The organism is Georgenia sp. SYP-B2076 (assembly GCF_003991205.1).
Classification (GTDB): domain Bacteria; phylum Actinomycetota; class Actinomycetes; order Actinomycetales; family Actinomycetaceae; genus Georgenia.
The window spans coordinates 46,099-63,736 of record NZ_RXOZ01000032.1 but is presented as its reverse complement, the minus strand read 5'-3'; the positions used below and the strand labels follow the sequence as shown (position 1 = coordinate 63,736).

The window sequence follows — 17,638 nt, the reverse complement described above, 5'->3', positions numbered from 1 at the left end:
GGCAGTCCTGGCGGTCCGCCCTGGTGGTCCTGGCCGCCGGGCGTCAGCGGTGTCGCGGGGGGTGCTGGGCGTCAGGCGCCGGCGGCGGTGCGAGGTGTGATCTGCTGGACGGCCCACCGGTTGCCGTCCGGGTCGGCGAAGAAGACGAAGGAGCCCCAGGGCATGTCCTGGATGTCGCTGACGTCCGTCCCGCGCGCCGCGAGCTCGTCGTGGGCCGCCTCGATGTCGGTGACGACCAGCTGCAGGCCCTCCACCGAGCCCGGCGCCATCGTGCTCAGCCCCGTGCCGATCGCGATCGACGCCGGCGAGCCCGGCGGGGTGAGCTGGACGAAGCGGATGCCGCCGCCGACGTCGTGGTCGTGGTCGACGTGGAAGCCGGCCTTCTCGGTGTAGAAGTCCTTGGCGCGGTCGACATCGGAGACGGGGACCTGGACGAGCTCGAGGCGGAAGTCCATGGCCGGGAGGCTACGCGCGCGGTCCGCGCGGCGCACCGCGTTTGGTCCAACTCGGTGCCGGTTCCCTCCACCGAAGTGGTCCGTGGCACTGGAGCGGCCCCGCCCCCCGATCATCATGAGCGACGTCTGTGCCGGCTGGTTTACGACAACCTTCGTCGAGACGGCAAGAGCCGCATCGGACTACCTCCGACTGCGGCTCTTGCCGTGCACCTCCATGTGGAGCGGGTGACGGGAATCGAACCCGCGCTATCAGCTTGGGAAGCTGAAGTTCTACCATTGAACTACACCCGCGTGCGCCTGTGACGCGTCGCCACTATACCTATATCGGTCCGTGCACGACGAACTCATCCTAGGTGACGAGAGGCCAGAGGCATGACGACCCCCACGAATCCCGGTCCGGACGACCCGCACGCCGGCGGTCGACCCGTGCCTCCGGAGGGGGCCGGGCAACCGGACGGCCCGCACCTCCCCGGCCCAGGCCAAGAGGTCCCCGGAGCTCCCGGCTTCGACCGGCCGCCAGCGTACGGCGCCGCGCCTTCCGGGCCGGGGCCGGGCCCCAGCCAGCGGGACTTCGGCCAGCCGCCCTCCAGCCAGGGCCAGCCGCCCTTTGACCAGCCTCAGTACGGGCAACCGCAGTATGGCCAGCCCACTTCCGGTCAGCCGCCCCAGGGGCAGCCGTACGGCTACCAGCCGTACGCGGATCCCCACGCCCGGTCGCGGGTCGTGGCCGGCGTCCTCGGCATCCTGCTCGGCGGCCTCGGCATCCACCGCTTCTACCTCGGATATACCGGGATCGGCATCCTCCAGATCGTCGTGACGATCCTGACGTTCGGGCTCGGCCACCTGTGGGGACTCGTCGAGGGTGTGCTCTACCTCGTGTCGAGGACGGGGTACTACAGCGTCGACGCGGACGGGCGACCGCTGACCAACTGACCACCCGCCGCGTCGTCAGTAGATGACGCGTCGTCGTCAGTAGACGACCTGTCACCGCACAAGGGCGGGCACCACACCTGCGGCTGGCCGCGGTTGCTTGGATGGCAGGATGGTCGCCGTGCTGCTCTCCGACCGCGACATTCGCGCCCAGATCGACGCAGGACGGGTCCTCATCGACCCGTACGAGCCCGGGATGATCCAGCCCGCGAGCTACGACGTGCGGCTCGACCGCCTCTTCCGGCTCTTCGACAACCACAAGTACCCGGTCATCGACCCGGCGGAGGACCAGCCCGAGCTCACCCGCCTGGTCGACGCCGGCCCGGACGCCCCGCTCGTCCTCCACCCCGGCGAGTTCGTCCTCGGCGCCACGTACGAGACCGTCACGCTGCCGGACGACATCGCCGCGCGCCTGGAGGGCAAGTCGTCACTCGGCCGCCTCGGCCTGCTCACGCACTCCACCGCCGGCTTCATCGACCCCGGCTTCACCGGGCACGTCACCCTGGAGCTGTCCAACACGGCGACGATGCCGATCATGCTGTGGCCGGGGATGAAGATCGGCCAGCTGTGCTTCTTCCAGCTATCCTCGGCCGCCGAGCGTCCCTACGGCTCCGGCGCGACGGGCTCGCGCTACCAGGGTCAGCGCGGGCCCACGGCCTCCCGTTCGCACGTGAACTTCGAGCGCACGGTCATCGAGGCGGGCCTCCCGTGACCGAGACGGCCGCGTTCGAGGACGGGCTGGCCGCCGACCACCACCTCCTGCTCCTGCCCGGCGACATCGACCCGGACGAGCTCGAGGCGCTCGCCGTCTCCCGCAGCGCCGACGCCGGGTGGGCCGCGCCCGGCCAGCTGCAGCTCCTGTCCGGCGTCCACCTCACCGGCCCCTGGTCGGTGAGCGCGGGTGTGCGCACCGGCCTGGATCTGCCTGAGTGGACCGAGCAGGCCTATCTCCTGCTGTGCCCGCCGCAGCGCGGCGGCCCGCTGCCGGCCGAGCTGCGCGGCATGGACCCGGTGCTCGACGCGTTCCCGCAGGGCGTCCCCGAGGGAGCAGAGGCGACGGCGCTCGAGCACCTGCGCGCCTTCGCCCGCCGCCTGCACGGGGCGCTGCGGCTCGCCGGCACGGGTGCCGTCGTCGTGCCCGACCCGGACTCCGCCCTCGACCTGACCGTCCTCGCACCCGTGTGGCTCGAGCACGACGCCTGCCTCCAGGTGCTCGCCGGGGTGCTGCCGAGCGTGCGCTCGCTGCTGGACGAGATCCCCGAGGAGCTCGCGGAGAACGAGCTCGAGGGCTACGCGCTGGTCACCGACGTCGGTGGCGGCGACCTCGTCGTCGTCGACGTGACCGGGCTCCAGCACCCGCCGACGGTGCTGCGCGGCACCGACTGGGCGCTCGGCGGCGTGGTGTCCTACGAGATCCGGTGGCGACCGACACGGCCAGAGCTCGCCTACGTGACCCGCCCGACGCTGGCCGTGCGGCAGGCCCGGGCCGAGGCGGCCGCGGTGATCGAACGCGCCGCGGCGGCCCTGCACGGCACCGTCGGCGGGGAGGTCTGCGACGACGACGGCTTCCTGGTGGCGCCCGAGGACCTCGCGGGCTGACGGCGCCCGAGGACTCGCGCGCTGACGGCTCCGTCTCACCCGCGGGCATCCGCTCACGCCAGAGAACCGGCAGCACGAGCACACCCGCCGCCGGCTGGCCGGCCCTCGCCCTCGGGACCCTAACCATTTCGTATCGCTGGGCGTGGTGGGGGCGTCGAGTGGCACCTTGCGGTCGGGTCTGGCGCCGGGGAGGCAGCCATAACGTGTCGTTCGGCGCGGTGGGGGCGTCGAGTGGCACCTTCTGGTCGGGTCTAGCGCCCGGGAGGCAGCCATCACGTGTCGCTCGGCGCGGTGGGAGGGGCGCGGCGTTGCGGGGAGCGGCTGGTCGGCCTGGTCCGCGGGCGGCGTCGACGGCGTTTCCCACGGGGCCCTACGGCCCCCCATGCCGCTGGCGCCGAGGTCGCCTTGTTAGGCGAGGTCGCCTTGTTAGGATGGTGGCAATCCCCGTTGTGCTCTGCCCGGGCCGTGACGGCTCGGGATCGCATGGTGCCCGGTCCGGGGACAACTGCACACGTCCGACCGCACCCCGCCCGACGCCCACGCTTATCCAGGAGCGGCCTTGCTTGAACTGCTGATGATCCACGCTGTTGCGGCCATCGTCGCGCCAGCGGTCGTCGGCAGGTTCGGGCGACGGGCCTTCCTGGCCCTGGCCCTCGTCCCCGGCGCGGCAGCCGTGTGGGCGGCGATGCAGACCCCCGCGGTCCTCGCCGGGAACTTCCCGACGCAGGCCGTGTCGTGGGTGCCCTCCCTCCACCTCGACCTGGTATTCCGCCTCGACGTGCTGTCCTGGCTGATGGTGCTGGTGGTCGGCGGCGTCGGGGCGCTGGTGCTCGTGTACTGCGCCGCGTACTTCTCCGCCTCGGCGACGGCGCTGGGCCGGTTCGCCGGCGTGTTCGTCGCGTTCGCGGGGGCGATGCTGGGCCTGGTCGCCACGGACAGCTCGATCATGCTTTACGTGTTCTGGGAGCTGACGACCGTCTTCTCCTTCCTGCTCATCGGCCACTACCACGAGCGGCAGAGCTCCCGCCGGGCGGCCATGCAGGCGATCATCGTCACCACCGTCGGCGGTCTGGCCATGCTCGCCGGGCTGGTGATCCTCGGGGAGGTCGACGGCGGCTCGTACCGCCTCAGCGAGCTGGTCGCCGCCGCGTCCGCCGGCCAGGTCGGCGCGGGCGCACCCCCGGCGCTCGTGCCCACGGCGATCGCGCTCGTGCTGCTCGGCGCGCTCGGCAAGTCCGCGCAGGTCCCGTTCCACTTCTGGCTGCCGGCCGCGATGGCCGCGCCCACCCCCGTCAGCGCGTACCTGCACGCGGCAGCCATGGTCAAGGCGGGCGTGTACCTCGTGGCGCGGTTCGCCCCCGGCTTCGCCGACGTGCCCGTCTGGCAGGTCCTGGTGCTCATTGCGGGGCTGGGCAGCCTGCTGCTGGGCGGCTACCGGTCGCTGCGCCAGCACGACCTCAAGCTCCTCCTCGCCTTCGGCACCGTCTCCCAGCTCGGGCTGATCATCGTCCTGGTGGGCTACGGCGACAGCGCCGTCGCCCTCGCTGGCCTGGCCATGCTCGCCGCGCACGCCATGTTCAAGGCGTGCCTGTTCCTCGTCGTCGGAATCATCGACTGGTCCGTGGGCACCCGCGACCTGCGCGAGCTCTCCGGGCTGGGGCGCCGCATGCCGGTGGCGGCGGTCGCCGCGGGCCTCGCCGTCGCCTCGATGGCGGGCATCCCGCCGCTCGCGGGCTACGTGGCGAAGGAGGCCGCGTTCGAGGGCCTCGTCCACCGCGGCGGGGCGCTGGACGTGGTGGTGCTCGTCGCCATCGCCGTGGGCTCCGCGTTCACCCTGGCGTACGGGCTGCGCTTCTGGTGGGGGGCGTTCGCCGACAAAGCGGGCGTGGCCGTGCCGGCGTCCCAGCGCACCTCCCGGCTGATCATGGCCTCGCCCGTGGTGCTCGCCGCCGGCGGCCTCGTCGTGGGCCTGGCGCCTGCCACGACGGAGCGGTTCCTGGCCCCGTACGCCGCGGCATACCCCGGAGAGGCCGGGCACCTGACCCTGTGGGGCGGGTTCGGTGCCGCGTCCTTCACGACGGTGCTCGTGATCGTCACCGGTGTCGCGCTGTTCCTCGGCCGGAGCCGCGTCGAGCGGTTCCAGGACTCCATTTGGGAGCCCCGGGGCGCGGACCAGGTCTACCGCGCGATCCTGCGCGGGCTCGACAACCTCTCCGCCGACGTCACCGCCTTGACTCAGCGTGGCTCGCTGCCCGCCTACCTCGCCATCATCAGCATGACCATGGTGGCGCTCGCCGGCGGGACGGCGCTGGCCCTGGGCGACAGCTGGCCCGAGCGGCTGCGCCCGTGGGACCGGCCCATGCAGGCCTTCGTGGCCGTGATCATCGTGGTCGCCGCCGTCCTCGCCGCCCGCGCCCGCCGCCGCCTCAAGGCCGTCGTGCTCCTGGGCGTCGTCGGCTACGGCGTCGCGCTGCTGTTCGAGCTGCACGGCGCGCCCGACCTGGCGCTGACACAGGTGCTCGTCGAGACGGTCACCCTCGTCGTCTTCGTCCTCGTGCTCCGCCGCCTCCCGGCCTACTTCTCCAACCGCCCGCTGGCGGCCTCCAGGTGGTGGCGCGCCATCCTCGGCGGCATCGTCGGCATCACGGTCGCCATGCTCGGCGTCCTCGCGGCCGGGGCGCGGATCCACGTCCCGGTCTCGGTGGACTTCCCCCGGGAGGCCTTCGAGTTCGGCTACGGCAAGAACATCGTCAACGTCACGCTCGTCGACATCCGCGCCTGGGACACCATGGGCGAGATCTCCGTGGTCGTGGTGGCCGCCACCGGCGTCGCCTCCCTGATCTTCCTGCGGGCCCGCACGGGCATGATCGACCGGACCAGGCACCTCGCCGAGGCGGTGCAGCGACACAGCGTGTGGTACAACGGCCCCGACGCCGCCGCCCGGCTGCGGCGTCCGCCCGGGTCCGAGACGCCCGCCCGCGGCGTCCGGGTGCCCGGCCGCAACCGCACCTGGCTCTCCGCCGGGGCCACCCTCTCCCCGCAGCGGCGGTCCGTCATCTTCGAGATCGGCACCCGTCTGGTCTTCCAGTCGATGCTGGTGTTCTCCCTCTTCCTGTTGTTCTCCGGGCACAACGCGCCCGGCGGCGGGTTCGCCGCCGGGCTCGTGGCCGGCGTCGCGCTGATCGTGCGGTACCTGGCCGGCGGGCGCTACGAGCTCGGCGAGGCCGCGCCGATCCACCCGGGTGTGCTGCTGGGCGGCGGACTGTTCCTCTCCGCCGGGGCGGGGCTCGTCCCGCTGCTGGTCGGCGGGACCGTGCTCCAGTCCACGATCTTCGACTTCCACCTGCCCGTCTTCGGCGGCGTCCACCTGGCCACCGCCCTCTTCTTCGACATTGGGGTCTACCTGGTGGTCATCGGCCTGGTCCTCGACATCCTGCGCTCCCTGGGGGCGGAGGTGGACCGCCAGGGCGAGCTCGAGGGCAAGCAGGCCCCCGAGATCGCGTTCGACGACCCGGCCCGGGTGCTGGACGACGCCCTGCCCGCCGAGGACCGGCGCGCCGTCGCCGCCGTCGTCCCCGCCCCGCCCCCCGAGGGGGCAGGCCGATGACCATCGACATGGCCCCCGCCGTCACGCTGGTGCTGCTCGTCGCCGTGCTCGTGGGCACCGGGGTGTACCTCATCCTCGAACGCTCGCTCTCCCGGGTGATCATCGGCACCGCCCTGATCTCCAACGGCGTCAACGTGCTCATGCTCATCGCCGGCGGCCGGGCAGGCGGCCCGCCGATCCTGGGCGAGACCGCCCCGGCGGACATGTCCGACCCGCTGCCGCAGGCGATGGTCCTCACGGCCATCGTCATCACCCTGGGCATGACGGCGTTCCTGCTCGCCATGGCCTACCGCTCCTGGCAGCTCAACGGCCACGACGAGGTGCAGGACGACCTGGAGGACCGCCGCATCGCCCGGCGCGCCGCCCGCGACGAGCTGTCCGCGCGCGCCACCGACGACGCCGGCACGACGCTGGCCCAGGACGCCGCCACCACCCGCGACGAGACGGCCACCGCCGAGGACGAGCACGCGCCGCGCGGGCACCACCCCGCCGCCGTGGGCGCCGACGACGAGGAGGCCCGCCCGTGACGTGGCTCCTCCCGCTGCCCGTGGTGCTGCCCCTGCTTGCCGCGGGCGTCGCGCTGGCCCTGGCCCGCTACCGGCGCCTCCAGGGCATCATCTCCGTCTCCACGCTGAGCGTGGTGCTCGTCGTCGCCGTGACCATGCTGGTGCGGGTCAACTCCGGGCCGCTCGTGCTCGACGTCGGCGGCTGGGCCGCCCCCGTCGGCATCGCCCTGGTCGCCGACCGGCTCTCGGCCCTCATGCTGGTCATCTCCGTGACCGTGACCCTGGCCGTGCTCGTGTACTCCCTGGCGCAGGGCATCGCCGACGGCGACGAGGGCGCCCCGGTGGCGATCTACCACCCGACGTTCCTCGTGCTCTCCGCCGGGGTCTCCAACGCCTTCCTCTCGGGCGACCTGTTCAACCTCTACGTCGGCTTCGAGATCCTCCTGGCCGCCAGCTTCGTGCTCATCACCCTCGGTGGGACGCGCGAGCGGATCCGGTCCGGGACCATCTACGTGGTCGTCTCGCTCATCTCCTCGGTCGTGTTCCTCGTCGCGCTCGCGCTGATCTACGCCGCGACGGGGACCGTCAACATGGCGCAGCTCGCGCTGCGGCTGCCGGAGATCGCGCCCGGCACCCAGCTCGTGCTCCAGCTGATGCTGCTCACCGCGTTCGCCATCAAGGCGGCCATCTTCCCGCTGTCCGCGTGGCTGCCGGACTCCTACCCCACCGCCCCCGCGCCCGTGACGGCGGTGTTCGCCGGGCTGCTCACCAAGGTCGGCATCTACGCGATCATCCGCACCCAGGTGCTGCTCTTCCCCGGTGGCCGGCTCGACGACCTGCTCATGTGGGCGGCCCTGGCGACGATGATCTTCGGGATCCTCGGCGCCGTCGCGCAGGAGGACATCAAGCGGCTGCTCTCCTTCACGCTCGTCAGCCACATCGGGTTCATGGTCTGGGGCATCGCCACGGGCACCGCGGCGGGCCTGTCGGCGGCGATCTTCTACGTGGCCCACCACATCACCGTCCAGACCTCCCTGTTCTTGGTGGCCGGGCTGATCGAGCGCCGCGGGGGGACGACGTCGCTGGTGCGCCTGGGCTCGCTCGCCCGCGTGGCGCCGGGGCTCAGCGTCGTCTTCTTCATCCCCGCGATGAACCTCGCGGGGATACCGCCGATGACGGGGTTCCTGGGGAAGGTGGGCCTCGTCGAGGCCGCCGCGGCGCAGGCCACGAGCCTGGACTACGCGCTGATTGCCGGCGGCCTCGCCACCTCCCTGCTGACGCTGTACGCGATCACCAAGACGTGGAACATGGCCTTCTGGCAGGACGCGCCCGAGCCGCTGCCGGAGACGACCATGCCCAGGGCGATGGTGGGCTCCGCCGCCGCGCTCGTCGTCTTCTCCCTGTTGCTGGCGCTGGTGGCGGGCCCGCTCTTTGGGTACACCGACCAGGCCGCCCGCGACCTGCGGGAGCGGGCGCCATACATCGAGGCCGTGCTGCCCGAGGGCGGGCGGGGGACCGGCCAGTCGCCCGACGTGGCCGAGCAGGGGGACCGTCGCGCCGCCGACGCCCCGGGTGGCTCCGCGACGCCGGGCGCGCCCGCGGCCCCGGCGGGGGGTGGGACGCCGTGAGCGCGCCCCGCCGTCGCTGGCCCCGCGCGTCCTGGGGCATGATCGTCTGGCTCACGGCCGTCTGGGTGCTGCTGTGGGGGGACATCAACGCCGCGAACATCCTCGCGGGTCTCGGCATCGCGCTCCTCGTCACGACGGCCGCGCCGCTGCCCTTCGCGCCCTTCGACGGTCGGTTCCGGCTCTGGGGCGTGGCGCGGCTGGTGGTGCGCTTCGCCTACGACGTCATCGTCGCGTCGCTGCAGATCTCCCTCAAGACGATCCGGCGCCAGCAGCCGCGCGGGGCCGTGATCCGGGTGCGGCTGCGCTCCCACTCGGACACCTTCCTCACCGCCACCGCGGGCATGTCATCCCTCGTCCCCGGCTCGATCGTGGTCGAGGCGCACCGGCTGACCGGCACCCTGTACCTCCACGTCTTCGACGTCGAGCTGGCCGGGGGCCTGGAGCACGCGCACCGCACGGTGCTCGAGCAGGAGGAGCGGATCCTGCGCGCCTTCGCCTCCCGCGACCAGCTGATCGACGCCGGCTACGCACCCGGCTCCTCGCCCCGCGCAGGGCGGCTGCCGGCCGCCTCCACCGGCGGGGCGGCACGCCCCGCCGGGCGTGCCCCCGGACGCGAGGAGGGCCGATGAGCATCGTGTACGCCTACTGCATCCTGGCCCTGGCCCTCGCCGGCCTCATCGCCCTCGTGCGCATGGAGCGCGGCCCCAGCATGCTGGACCGCATCGTGGCGCTCGACGTCATCACCGCCGTCGTCCTCGGGGCCGTCACGCTCGTCTCGGCCGGCTCCCGCCGGACCGACCTCGTGCCGGTGCTCGTGGTACTCGCCACGGTCGGCTTCGTCGGCTCCGTGGCGATGGCCCGCTTCGTCGCTGTGGAACGCGCCGAGGAGTCCCGCATCCTCACCAAGGACGAGCTCAGGGAGCTGCTCGCCCAGCAGAAGGTCATCGACGACGACGCGGCGCCGGTGCACGACCCCGACGCCGCGGCCTCGGCGGCGCGCGGCGAGGAGCCGGAACCCGGGGAGTACGCCATCGAGTCCGCGAACGACGCCGCCGGGTCGGACCTCGGCGACGGGCGTGCGTCGGGCACGGAGGGGGAGACACGATGAGCTGGAACCACGTGGCCGACGTCCTCGGCGCGGTCTGCCTGGTGCTGGGCTCGACCCTGACCCTGGTCGCCGCCGTGTCCGTGAACTTCTTCCAGGACCTGCTCTCCCGCATGCACGCGGCCACCAAGCCGCAGGTGCTGGGCCTGGCGCTGATGATGACCGGGCTGGCGCTGATCGTGCGCAACCCGGTGGTGGGCTGGACGCTCGTGCTCGTGCTCGCGTTCCAGCTGATCACCGCCCCGATCTCCGCGCACATGGTCGGGCGCGCCGGGTACCGCACCGGCAAGGTGGACCGGTCCCGGCTGGTCGTCGACGAGCTGACCGAGGACCTCGAGGCCTCCGCCCGGCAGGCCGCTGCGGAGGCGCCCGCTGCGGAGGCGCCCGCGGCGGACGCCGGCCGCGGCAGTGACGGCCGCGGCGATGGCCGGCGCAGCGGCGAAGACACGTCCGCGCGTCGCTGAAGCCGCAGGTCAGGGGCCCCCGGCCGGGGGGTCGGTGGGCGCGCCGGTGCGGGGTGCGGCATGATCGATGCGGGTGCGTGCGAGCACGCACGGGACGCCGGACTCGGACAAGGAGCATCGATGGACATCGGCTGGAGGGCAGTGAGCGGGGGGTCGTTCCTCATCGCGGGACTGCTGACGAACAAGATCCTCGATGTCGGGTGGAAGGCCGTGACCGGTCACGAGCCGCCGCACGACCCGGACGACCCGGGCGTGGCGCTGTGGGAGGTCCTGACCTTCGCCGTGGTCTCCGGGGCGCTCGTGGGGCTGACCCGCCAGCTGGCGCTGCGCGGTGCCTCGAAGTGGTACGGCGGCCCGGGGGCCGGGAAGATCGACAAGCACGCCTGAACCCAGGCTGCCGGCCGGCCCGCGGTCCGGCGTCGAGAGGCCCCGGCCCGGACCGGGGCCCGGCCCGGGCCGGGGCCCGGTGTAGGCTTTCCCCGAACGACAGGGGAGCGCCATGATGGCGCTGAGAGTGCGGACAGCCGCAGACCCTCGAACCTGCACCGGTTAGCACCGGCGAAGGAAGTCGGGAACGTCTCTCCCTGCCGTCGCCACGCGACGCCCAGGCCGCGGGACGACGGCGGGCCCTCCTGAACATGAGGAGGAGCCAATGACCACCAGCAAGCAAGCCGCCACCGGAGCCGCGGCGGAGACGACCCCGCGCCGAAGGCCCGACCGCACCGGGCCGAGCGCCCGCCGGCGGACCCGCCGCGGGCGGACCGGTCGGGCCGCGGCGGCCCTCGCGGCCGGCGTGCTCGTGCTCGCCGGGTGCAGCCTCACGGGCGGGGACAGTGCCGCCTCGGGCACCAAGGGCAGCGAGCTGACCGTCGTCACCCACGACTCCTTCAACCTCAGCCCGAAGCTGCTCGACTCCTTCCGGTCCGAGACCGGGTACCAGGTCAAGACGGTGGCCCCCGGCGACGCCGGCGCGCTGGTCAACCAGCTCATCCTCACCAAGGACTCCCCGCTCGGCGACGTCGTCTACGGCATCGACAACTCCTTCGCCGCCCGGGCCGTCGACGCCGGCGTCCTGGTGCCCTACACCTCGCCGGCCCTGCCGGCGGGCGCGGCGCAGCACCCCGTCGACGACCGCGGCTCGCTCACCCCGGTGGACATGGGGGACGTGTGCGTCAACGTCGACCACAGGTGGTTCGCCGACGCCGGCATCCCCGAGCCAGTCACCCTTCAGGACCTGGCCGAGCCCGCCTACAAGGACCTCCTCGTCGTGACGAACCCCGCGACGTCGTCCCCGGGGCTGGCCTTCCTCCTCGCGACCGTCGGCGCCTTCGGGCCGGACGGCTGGCAGCAGTACTGGCAGCAGCTGAGGGCCAACGGGGTGAAGGTGGACCAGGGCTGGGAGGACGCCTACTACGTGGACTTCTCGGGCTCGAGCGGCGCGGGACCGCGCCCCCTGGTGCTCTCCTACTCCTCCTCGCCCGCGGCCGAGGTGCCCGAGGGGGCCACGGAGCCGCGGACCGGCGCGCTGCTCGAGACCTGCTTCCGGCAGGTCGAGTACGCCGGCGTGATCGCCGGCACGGACAACGAGGCCGGCGCGCAGGCCTTCATCGACTTCCTGCTCTCGCCGGAGGTCCAGGCGGACATCCCCGGACAGATGTACATGTATCCGGTCGACGGCGACGTCGCGCTGCCCGAGGCGTGGGCGAAGCACGCGCCGCTTGCCGAGCACCCATTCACGGTCTCCCCGGCCGACATCAGCGCCCACCGCGACGAGTGGATCGCCGCGTGGACCGCCACCGTGATCGGCTGACGTGACCGTCCCCGCCCCGACCCGTGACCCCGCCGCGCCGGTGGGCCCCGCCCGGCGCGCCGCCGGGCCGCACCGAGCTGCCCCCGGGCGGGGCAGGGGTGACCCCGGGCGCCCGGCGGGCCGGGGCCGAGGCGCCGCGGGGCGCCCGGCAGGGCGGGCGCGGGGCCGCGGCGCCGCGTGGCTCTACGGGGGGATCGCCGTCGGGCTGCCGCTGGCGTTCCTGGGCACGTTCTTCGCCTGGCCCGTCCTCGCCCTGGTCGCGCGCGGGTTCTTCCCGGGCGGCGCCCTCGACCTCGGTGGCTTCGCCGACGTCTTCGCCCGCCCGCGCACCCTGCGGATCCTCGGCCAGACCCTCACCCAGGCCGCGCTCGGGACCGCGGGCGCGGTGCTGCTCGGAATTCCGGGCGCCTACGTGCTCTACCGGTGCCGCTTCCGCGGCCGCGGGCTCGTGCGCGCATTAGTGACGATCCCGTTCGTGCTGCCCACCGTCGTCGTCGGGGTCGCGTTCCGCTCGCTGCTCAGCGTGGGCGGCCCGCTGGGCTTCCTCGGCCTGGACGGGACGTTCGCCGCGATCGTGCTCGCCCTGGTGTTCTTCAACTACTCGATCGTCGTGCGCACCGTCGGGGGGATGTGGGCGCGGCTGGACCCCCGCGCCGAGCAGGCCGCCCGCGCGCTCGGGGCCTCGCCGTGGCGGGCGTTCGTCACCGTCACCCTGCCGGCGCTGGGCCCGGCGATCGCCTCGGCCGCCTCCATCGTCTTCCTGTTCTGCGCGACCGCCTTCGGGGTGGTCCTCGTCCTCGGCGGCGTCCAGTTCGGCACCATCGAGACCGAGATCTGGGTCCAGACCACCCAGTTCCTGGACCTGCGCGCCGCCGCGGTGCTCTCCGTCGCCCAGCTCGTGGTCGTGGCCGCCGCCCTCACGGTGGCGGGCCGCGCGCGCGCCCGCCGCGAGCGGGCCCTGCCGCTGCGCACCACCGACGCCGGTCACCCCCTGCGCCTCGTCGTGCGCCGGCGGGGCTCGGCCGCCGGCCCCGGCCCGGCGCGCGGGGGCGCGGCGCCCGCCCGGTGGCGCGCGGGCCCGGACCTCCTGCCCGCCCTGGTGACGGCCGCCGTCGTCCTGGGCCTGCTCGCCCTGCCGCTGGTGGGCCTCGTCGCGCAGTCCCTGCGCACCCCCGCGGGCTGGGGCCTGGACAACTACGCGAACCTTGGGACCACCGGCGGCTCCGGCGCCCTCACGGTCTCCGTCTGGGAGGCCACCGCGAACTCCCTGCGCGTGGCTGTGGACGCCACCGTGATCGCCGTCGTGGTCGGCGTCCTGGTGGCGCTCGTGGTCTCGCGCCGGCCCCGCTCGCGCGCGGCACGGCGGGGCGTGGCCGCGCTCGACGCGGTGTTCATGCTGCCGCTCGGCGTGTCCGCGGTGACCGTCGGCTTCGGCTTCCTCATCACCCTGGACCGGCCGCCGCTGGACCTGCGCTCCTCGCTGATCCTCGTGCCGATCGCGCAGGCGGTGGTCGCCGTGCCGATGGTGGTGCGGACCGTGCTGCCGGTGCTGCGGGCCATCGACCCGCGCCAGCGGGAGGCGGCGGCCGTGCTCGGCGCGTCACCGCTGCGCGTGCTCGCCGGCGTGGACGGCCCGTACCTCGTGCGGGGCCTGGGCCTGGCGGTCGGGTTCGCCTTCGCGGTCTCGCTCGGGGAGTTCGGGGCGACGTCGTTCCTCGCCCGGCCGGACCGCCCCACGCTGCCCGTGGTGATCTTCCGCCTCATCGGCCGGCCGGGGGCGGAGAACTACGGCATGGCGATGGCTGCGGCCGTCGTGCTGGCGGTGCTGACGGCGGGCGTCATGGCGCTGGCGGAGACGATGCGGACGAAGGAGGCCTCCCAGTGGTGAGCGAGCTGCACGTCCCGGCGGCCGGCGGCCGGCGTGCGCCGGCGCCCCCGCCCGAGGCCGACGCCCGCCGGGCCCCGGCGTGGTCGCCGCGGTCGCCCGGTCATGCGGGGCTGTCCGTGCGGGGCCTGGTGGTCCGGTACGACGCCGGCCGCGGCGGGGCGACGACGGCGGTCGCCGGCGTGGACCTCGACGTCGCCGTCGGCGAGGTGGTCGCCCTGCTCGGGGCGTCCGGCTCGGGCAAGTCCTCCCTGCTGCGCGCCGTCGCCGGCCTCGAGCCGGCGGTCGCGGGCACGATCGGCTGGGACGGGCGGGACGTCGTGGGCGTCCCGGTGCACGAGCGCGGCTTCGGCCTGATGTTCCAGGACGGCCAGCTCTTCCCGCACCGCTCGGTCGCCGGGAACGTCGCCTACGGCCTCGCGATGGCGGGGGTGCCCCGCGCGCTGCGGCGGCGCCGCGTGGGCGAGCTGCTCGAGCTCGTCGGCCTGCCCGGCTACGGCGCGCGCGCGGTGAGCACCCTCTCGGGCGGCCAGGCCCAGCGCGTGGCGCTCGCCCGGTCCCTCGCCCCGGCGCCCCAGCTGCTGCTGCTCGACGAGCCGCTCTCCGCGCTGGACCGGGGGCTGCGCGAGCACCTGACCGGCGAGCTCCACGACATCCTGCGGGCCACCGGTACCACCGCCCTGTACGTCACCCACGACCACGACGAGGCCTTCACGGTCGCCGACCGGGTGGCCGTCATGGCAGACGGGCTCATCGCCCAGGTCGCCGGCCCCGGCGAGCTGTGGCGCGCCCCGGTCAGCCGCGAGGTCGCCGCCTTCCTCGGGTACGGGCCGTTCCTCCCGGCGGTGGCGGCCGGCGGGCTCGCGCGCACGGTGCTGGGGCCGGTGTCCGTGGCCGGCGAGCGCGGCCCGGTCCTGGTCGGGCTCGGGCCGGGGGCCCTGCACCTCGCGGAGGGCGGCGCGGGCGACGGCACGCCGCTGACCGTGGCCGCCACGCGGTTCCGCCGTGGGCACACCGAGGTCGCCGTCACGCTCCCGGACGGGCAGACTGCCGTGGCCCTGGCCGGGCCGGCCGCGCAGGTCGGCGCGCAGGTGCGGGTGCGGCTCGACCCGGCGGGCGTCGTCGTCGTGCCGGCCGGGGAGGACGCGCGGGCCTGACCGTGAGCAGCGCCGGTCAGGGCATCGCCGGGAGCTGGCCGAGGAGCTTGTCGACGCGGGCGTCGAGCTCGTTGCGGATCCGCCGCGCCTCCTCGATGGTGTCCTCGGAGGCGTCGTCGAGCTCCCAGTCCTCGTAGCGCTTCCCGGCGTAGACGGGGCAGGCGTCCGGGCAGCTCATCGTGATGACGACGTCGGCGGCGCGGACCACGTCGTCCGTCAGCGGCTTGGGGTAGGCGTCGGCCATGTCCACGCCGAGCTCCGCCATGGCCTCCGCCGCGCGGGGGTAGACACGCTCGATCGGGGAGGCTCCCGCTGAGCGGGCGTGCACCCGGCCCTCGGCGCGGCGGTTCAGGAGGGCGGCGGCCATCTGCGAGCGCCCGGCGTTCTCGACGCAGACGAACAGGACCTCGGGGACGGCGTGGGGCAGCGCGCCCTCGGACTGGGCGAGGGCGGTGAGCCGGTCGGTCGCGAACTTCTGGGCCAGCGCCGGCAGCATCGCGCTGACCCGGGCCGTCCGGGCGAGGGCGGCGTAGGACTCGAACACGTAGCGCTCGACCATGTCGGCGCTGAACGTGCCGGCGAACTTCTCGGCGAGCTCCGCGGCGATCGTGCGAAGGATGTGGTCGGGGTGGCTCAGACCCGGGAGCCCCTTGTCGCCGTCCATTGGTGCTCCTCGTGGCGTCATTGCGTGGGTGCGACGGAGTGCCGTTCATTCTGCTCCTACCCCGGCGCCCCTGACCTATGTCGCCTCGGCGTAGTTGTCGACGACGGCGACGTCGAGCGGGAACTCGACCGGGAAGTCCCCGAACAGGAGCCGCCCGGCACCCGCGGCCGCCTCGCGCACCGCCGCGGCGACGGCGTCGGCGAGGTGGGCGGGGGAGTGGACGATCACCTCGTCGTGCAGGAAGAACACGAGGTGCGGGGCGCCCGCGCCGGGGGCTGCCGGGCCGCTGGTGCCCGGGTCGCCTGCCGCCGGGTCGTTCCCGGCGATCTCGCGGAGCCGGCCGCGCAGGTCCGCCATCCAGCACAGGGCCCACTCGGCGGCGGTGCCCTGGACCACGAAGTTGCGGGTGAAGCGCCCCCAGTCGCGGGCCTGCCGGTAGGCGCGGCGGCGGTCGGCCTCGTCGGCGTCTGGCTCGCTCGCGCGCCGCTGGGCCTCGTGCCACGAGCCGGCCGGCGGCGGGGAGGTCCGCCCGAGCCACGTGCTCACCACGCCGCCCCCCTCGCCCACCTGCGCCGCGTGCTCGACGACGCCGGTGGCCCGCGGGTACGCGCGCACCAGGCGGGGCATGAGCCGGCCGGCCTCGCCGGTGGTCGCCCCGTACAGGGCGCCGAGCATCGCGACCTTGGCGTGCGCGCGCGTGTCGACGATCCCGTCGTCCACCAGGCCCTGGTAGAGATCGGCCCCCCGGCCGGCCCGGGCCATGTGCCCGTCGCGGGACATGGCCGCCAGCACGCGCGGCTCGACCTGGGCGGCGTCGGCGACGACGAGCTTCCAGCCCGGGTCCGCCGTCACCGCGGCCCGGATCTGCCTGGGCAGCTGGAGGGCGCCCCCGCCCCGGGTCGCCCACCGGCCGGTGACCACGCCGCCGGGCACGTAGTCGGGCCGGAACCGGCCGCCCCGGCCGCCCGCCGCCGGCCGGACCCAGGCGTCCATCCAGGCCCAGCCGTTCGCGGAGAACAGGCGGGAGAGCTGCTTGTACTCCAGCAGCGGCGGGACGACGGGGTGGTCGAGCTCCGCGAGCTCCCACTTCCTGGTGGTGCGCACGTCGAGGCCCGCGCCCCGCAGGGCCCGCAGGAGCTCCGGGGCGGAGTCGGGGTTGAGGTCGGGGGCGTCCAGGCACGCGCGGATCTGCCCCGCGAGCGCCTCGAGCCGGGCCGGGCGGCTCCCGTGCCGCGGCCGGGGCCCGAGCAGGTCCGTGAGCAGCCGGTCGTGCACCTCGCGGTCCCACGGCAGCCCGTCGTGCGACATCTCGGCCGCGATGAGCGCACCGGCGGACTCCGCGGCGAGGAGGAGGCGCAGCCGGCCCGGGTCCGCCGACCCGTCCACGGCAGCGCGCTGGCGGGCGTGCTCGGCCACCACGTCCTCCGCGGTGTGCGCCTGGACGAGGCCGTCCAGCAGGGTGGGCTGGTGGTCGACGTCGCCGCTGAGGGATGTGTCCCAGGCGCCCGGCGGGGCGCTCGCCAGGGCGGATCCGGCGCTCAGCGCGGCGTGCCGCAGGACCGCGTGGCACAGCCGCAGGTCGTGGCAGCGCTCCACGCGCACCGACGCCTGCAGCAGCGCGGGGTAGAGCGAGCCAGTGTCCGCCCAGACCCAGCGGGGACGCCTGGCCTCGAGCGCGCGCACCCGCTCGGGGAGCTCCTCGAGGGGGAACCGGGACGTCGTGCCCGCCGCGCCGCCGTCGGCCACGAGGTGGACGTTCCCGCGCTCCACTGCCACGACGACGTCCACGTGCCCGAGCGTAGTTGCCGCCGGGGACACGGTCGCCGAC

General features: G+C 74.5%; 16 protein-coding genes, 1 tRNA gene and 1 riboswitch. Of the genes, 13 read left to right on the top strand and 4 right to left on the bottom strand.

The window, feature by feature from the left end; all coding sequences use genetic code 11:
• Positions 1–71: 71 nt before the first annotated feature.
• Both EJK16_RS13030 and EJK16_RS13025 read right to left on the bottom strand, forming a co-directional pair.
• A complete protein-coding gene (locus tag EJK16_RS13030; protein WP_127129989.1) occupies positions 72–455 on the bottom strand; it encodes a VOC family protein in 384 nt (127 codons plus the stop codon).
• Positions 456–672: 217 nt separating this feature from the next.
• Positions 673–746, bottom strand: a tRNA-Gly gene (locus tag EJK16_RS13025).
• A gap of 432 nt (positions 747–1,178) precedes the next feature.
• On the opposite strand from EJK16_RS13025, the gene EJK16_RS13020 reads away from it, so the two are divergent.
• From EJK16_RS13020 to EJK16_RS12955, 13 genes are all read left to right on the top strand, one after another.
• Positions 1,179–1,388, top strand: coding sequence for an NINE protein (locus tag EJK16_RS13020; protein ID WP_127129987.1), 210 nt, complete (start codon positions 1,179–1,181; stop codon positions 1,386–1,388).
• Between the two features lie 118 nt (positions 1,389–1,506).
• Positions 1,507–2,097: a dCTP deaminase gene (gene dcd, locus EJK16_RS13015; RefSeq protein ID WP_127130378.1), complete on the top strand. Its 591-nt coding sequence runs from the start codon at positions 1,507–1,509 to the stop codon at positions 2,095–2,097.
• Entirely contained in the window at positions 2,094–2,984 is an 891-nt protein-coding gene (locus EJK16_RS13010; RefSeq protein ID WP_127129985.1) for a hypothetical protein, read from the top strand. The genes dcd and EJK16_RS13010 overlap by 4 nt, the downstream gene beginning before the upstream one ends.
• A 559-nt stretch (positions 2,985–3,543) precedes the next feature.
• Entirely contained in the window at positions 3,544–6,591 is a 3,048-nt protein-coding gene (locus EJK16_RS13005; protein WP_127129983.1) for a Na+/H+ antiporter subunit A, read from the top strand.
• The gene (locus EJK16_RS13000) at positions 6,588–7,118 is read left to right on the top strand and encodes a Na(+)/H(+) antiporter subunit C (protein ID WP_240646035.1); all 531 of its coding nucleotides are present in this window, start codon (positions 6,588–6,590) and stop codon (positions 7,116–7,118) included. Before EJK16_RS13005 ends, EJK16_RS13000 begins: the two co-directional genes overlap by 4 nt.
• Positions 7,115–8,725, top strand: coding sequence for a Na+/H+ antiporter subunit D (locus EJK16_RS12995; RefSeq protein WP_127129981.1), 1,611 nt, complete (start codon positions 7,115–7,117; stop codon positions 8,723–8,725). Before EJK16_RS13000 ends, EJK16_RS12995 begins: the two co-directional genes overlap by 4 nt.
• Entirely contained in the window at positions 8,722–9,354 is a 633-nt protein-coding gene (locus EJK16_RS12990) for a Na+/H+ antiporter subunit E (RefSeq protein ID WP_240646033.1), read from the top strand. The genes EJK16_RS12995 and EJK16_RS12990 overlap by 4 nt, the downstream gene beginning before the upstream one ends.
• Entirely contained in the window at positions 9,351–9,833 is a 483-nt protein-coding gene (locus EJK16_RS12985; RefSeq protein ID WP_127129979.1) for a monovalent cation/H+ antiporter complex subunit F, read from the top strand. Before EJK16_RS12990 ends, EJK16_RS12985 begins: the two co-directional genes overlap by 4 nt.
• Complete coding sequence (mnhG, locus tag EJK16_RS12980; RefSeq protein ID WP_127129977.1) at positions 9,830–10,294, top strand: monovalent cation/H(+) antiporter subunit G; 465 nt, start codon at positions 9,830–9,832, stop codon at positions 10,292–10,294. The genes EJK16_RS12985 and mnhG overlap by 4 nt, the downstream gene beginning before the upstream one ends.
• A gap of 120 nt (positions 10,295–10,414) precedes the next feature.
• Positions 10,415–10,681: a DUF4235 domain-containing protein gene (locus tag EJK16_RS12975; protein ID WP_164737342.1), complete on the top strand. Its 267-nt coding sequence runs from the start codon at positions 10,415–10,417 to the stop codon at positions 10,679–10,681.
• Positions 10,682–10,772: 91 nt separating this feature from the next.
• Positions 10,773–10,878: riboswitch (TPP riboswitch) on the top strand.
• A 68-nt stretch (positions 10,879–10,946) separates the two neighbouring features.
• On the top strand, positions 10,947–12,104 hold the full coding sequence (locus tag EJK16_RS12965; RefSeq protein WP_127129973.1) for a thiamine ABC transporter substrate binding subunit: 1,158 nt from the start codon (positions 10,947–10,949) through the stop codon (positions 12,102–12,104).
• A gap of 1 nt (position 12,105) precedes the next feature.
• A complete protein-coding gene (locus tag EJK16_RS12960) occupies positions 12,106–13,992 on the top strand; it encodes an iron ABC transporter permease (RefSeq protein ID WP_240646031.1) in 1,887 nt (628 codons plus the stop codon).
• Positions 13,989–15,146 (top strand): ABC transporter ATP-binding protein, encoded by a 1,158-nt coding sequence (locus tag EJK16_RS12955; RefSeq protein ID WP_370276040.1) that lies wholly within the window; start codon positions 13,989–13,991, stop codon positions 15,144–15,146. Before EJK16_RS12960 ends, EJK16_RS12955 begins: the two co-directional genes overlap by 4 nt.
• A 16-nt stretch (positions 15,147–15,162) precedes the next feature.
• Here EJK16_RS12955 and EJK16_RS12950 read toward each other — a convergent pair whose 3' ends face one another.
• Both EJK16_RS12950 and EJK16_RS12945 read right to left on the bottom strand, forming a co-directional pair.
• Complete coding sequence (locus EJK16_RS12950) at positions 15,163–15,810, bottom strand: arsenate reductase ArsC (protein WP_127129971.1); 648 nt, start codon at positions 15,808–15,810, stop codon at positions 15,163–15,165.
• Positions 15,811–15,885: 75 nt separating this feature from the next.
• On the bottom strand, positions 15,886–17,598 hold the full coding sequence (locus EJK16_RS12945; protein ID WP_127129969.1) for a bifunctional 3'-5' exonuclease/DNA polymerase: 1,713 nt from the start codon (positions 17,596–17,598) through the stop codon (positions 15,886–15,888).
• Between the last annotated feature and the right edge of the window lie 40 nt (positions 17,599–17,638).

Coding starts and splice junctions, on each gene's coding strand:
- EJK16_RS13030 (WP_127129989.1), bottom strand. CDS start 455: ATGGACTTCCGCCTCGAGCTCGTCCAGGTCCCCGTCTCCGATGTCGAC.
- EJK16_RS13000 (WP_240646035.1), top strand. CDS start 6,588: ATGACCATCGACATGGCCCCCGCCGTCACGCTGGTGCTGCTCGTCGCC.
- EJK16_RS12985 (WP_127129979.1), top strand. CDS start 9,351: ATGAGCATCGTGTACGCCTACTGCATCCTGGCCCTGGCCCTCGCCGGC.
- mnhG (WP_127129977.1), top strand. CDS start 9,830: ATGAGCTGGAACCACGTGGCCGACGTCCTCGGCGCGGTCTGCCTGGTG.
- EJK16_RS12975 (WP_164737342.1), top strand. CDS start 10,415: ATGGACATCGGCTGGAGGGCAGTGAGCGGGGGGTCGTTCCTCATCGCG.
- EJK16_RS12965 (WP_127129973.1), top strand. CDS start 10,947: ATGACCACCAGCAAGCAAGCCGCCACCGGAGCCGCGGCGGAGACGACC.
- EJK16_RS12950 (WP_127129971.1), bottom strand. CDS start 15,810: ATGGACGGCGACAAGGGGCTCCCGGGTCTGAGCCACCCCGACCACATC.